Annotated in this window: 4 protein-coding genes; all 4 read right to left on the reverse strand. The window is 39.3% G+C overall.

Annotation, left to right across the window (positions count from 1 at the left end):
* On the reverse strand, nt 1–161 hold a 161-nt coding region (locus GX654_02390), incomplete at its 3' end, for an AbrB/MazE/SpoVT family DNA-binding domain-containing protein (GenBank protein NLD35696.1).
* A 221-nt stretch (nt 162–382) separates the two neighbouring features.
* Nucleotides 383–1657: a hypothetical protein gene (locus tag GX654_02395; GenBank protein NLD35697.1), complete on the reverse strand. Its 1275-nt coding sequence runs from the start codon at nt 1655–1657 to the stop codon at nt 383–385.
* 112 nt (nt 1658–1769) lie between these two features.
* Nucleotides 1770–2159: a four helix bundle protein gene (locus GX654_02400; GenBank protein ID NLD35698.1), complete on the reverse strand. Its 390-nt coding sequence runs from the start codon at nt 2157–2159 to the stop codon at nt 1770–1772.
* A 214-nt stretch (nt 2160–2373) separates the two neighbouring features.
* On the reverse strand, nt 2374–2623 hold a 250-nt coding region (locus GX654_02405; GenBank protein ID NLD35699.1), incomplete at its 5' end, for a hypothetical protein.

Genomic DNA, 2623 nt, shown 5'->3' on the forward strand with positions numbered 1-2623 from the left:
AACCAATCATCCCATGACTGACCGGCAGGCAGTATTATACGCTTGTTACCTATAGCTGTAATTTCAATGTCACTCACATATTCCGGATAGGCAATTTCTTTTGGTATCCTGACAGCCTGACTACGATTACTCTTAAATATTTTTGTTTGGATGGATGTCATAATATTTCACCTTTATTTTTTTTATAATATAATCCTATACACTGGATATGTCAAAGGGATATACTTAGCGATACCATCATATAAATGAAAGCCGGTTAATAGGTTATGGGTAACTGCTTAAAAACCTTTTAACCGCGAACTACGCGAAAAGCACGAAAGGTTGGTTATTGGGTAATTGGGTTATGGGTTATAGGTTGATTCGTTAACTGGTTAACTGGTTATCAATATCCCCTTTTAAATGGAACAAACCGCATTAACCCCTGTTTTATCTCTTTCCATTTTGGCGCTGATTCAGGGTCATTATCCAGCCTTTGGGTAAACTCTATAAAGAAGATAATAAATATGCTAAGGAACAGACTCACTACAAACCCCAGGATTACATTAAGTTTTACCTTTGGCTTTATTGCTTTCTGTGGGGGTTCGGCGATCTCCAGCGTATTTAAAGTAGGCATATCCTTTGCCTCATCGAGCTTTGCCTGCTCAAGCTGGGTGGTAAGCATGGTGATTACACCTGTCTTGGCCTTTACCTTGAGAAGGAGCTTACTCTCATCATAATTAAGGGCAGGTATCCTGGTAAGGGGTATATAAAATTCCACCCTCCCATCATCAAGTTCTACTGGCACACTTACCTCCTGGGAATTGGTCAGCCTGGTGATATTTTTATTTATTGCATTTATCTGGGCATCAAGCTGTTCAAGCTCTATATGAGGCCCCTTGTAGAATCTCTCTTTTGCGGCCTTTGCTACCTCAAGGGCAACCCTCTGGCTTTCCATCTCTGCAAGCACCTCCAGCGTTGCCTCTGTCTGTTTGCTTATTGATATGGCCCTGTTTTTCTCCTGGAATTCGCGAAGCTCCTTCTGAGCAATGTCAAGCTCTTCATCTGCCACCCTTAACCGGTTTTCTATATATTCTCTTAGCCGTCTGGCAGAGGTGTATGAATTTGCCAGGTTAAAATCATCAAGCGCCCTGACATAAGAATTGGCAATGTCTGCAACAAATACCGGATCAGATGACTGCATTGACAGGGATATAGAGGGATTATCCTTTGATTTTGACACCCTGACATCTTCGGCAAACGATTTTGTTATCTTGCGCCTCTCTTCATTGGCTATTCCCATTATCATAAAGTAATCATATCGCCTGAGTACATCCATTGCCAGTTCATTACTTTTTAATACCGCCTCAAATACCGCAGATGGCGTTGAACGTGAACCACCAAGCCCTGAAACACCAAACTGTTCAAGAAAGGCGGCCTTGAGTTCAATCCCTGAGCCCCCACCATCCTCCGCCTCAGGGAGTATAACTGTGTTTGCCTCATATACCTTTTCTGAAAAAAAACTTAAAATACCTGTCAGGATTGTGATAACGAGGCAGAACTTGATCAGAAATTTTCGCCTGTTATAAATCGGGTATATAAGATCGATGAGGTTTATCTCATCATCCTCGTAACATATTTCAGGGGGTATTTGATTGGGTTTTTCGGGTGTTTCTTGCATTGGTTATACCTGGGTAAAAGTTGTTTCTAATTTAAAAATTTAAAAATTCAAGGTTTAATGAACCGAGATTCAAAGTTTAAAAATTAAACGATTTAAAGTTAGCAAAATAGGGTCATTTAAATTTTGAACCCTTATAGCTACTCTTTCTTAAGTAGGACATAAAGTTGGATATTTGTTTACTGAGATGTTTTGCCTTTTCTATCAAATTATCAAGAATATCACTACCGATATATCCGAAATCAAATGCGCGGTATAACTGGGAACGAGTCTCACCACAGGACCCTTTTGCAATACTTAAAAATTGAAGGAATTCCTTATTCCCTTCCCTTTCAAATCCTTCGGCTATATTATCCATTACAGACCCAGCTGACGCTCTTGTCTGGTCTCTGAATCTATAGTCTTTATTGAATGGTTCGGTTTTTGTAATTTCATAAACCACCTTACTAAGTTCTCGTGCATTCTGCCATATTTCCAAATCTTCAAAGTTTGATATTTTTGGCATCTTGGGTAATATAGTGTCTATTTTTGATATATTACAAGTTGCTATTTTATGCTTGGATTTAAAAACCTAGAGGTTCCGGTTGTTATTCGCCCTTTACTTTTTTTCCTGTTTTCTGACTTACTTTTTTAGTTATTCAACTTTGAACCTTTGAATTTTGAACCTTCAAAAATGATTCATTACAGAATCACTCTTACCACTACCCATAACCTCTGACCTAATTTTTTATTACTATCCCAGTTATATTTGTTTTCGGAAGGCCGTAATCCCTGTTGACCCACTCAGGATCATCTGTATCATAGGCCATGAATAGACCCTTTGATCCGGCAGCATATACAAAGGCATTTTCATCATCCAGATTTTTTATCTTAATGTCAAAGACCCTGAAATCATCCGGCAGGCCGTCATCTGTTTTACCCCAGTCATCACCGCTGTCACTAGAGATATAAACCCCTCTGGATGTCCCC

It is taken from the genome of Desulfatiglans sp. (assembly GCA_012513605.1).
In the GTDB taxonomy this organism is placed as follows: Bacteria; Desulfobacterota; DSM-4660; order Desulfatiglandales; family HGW-15; genus JAAZBV01.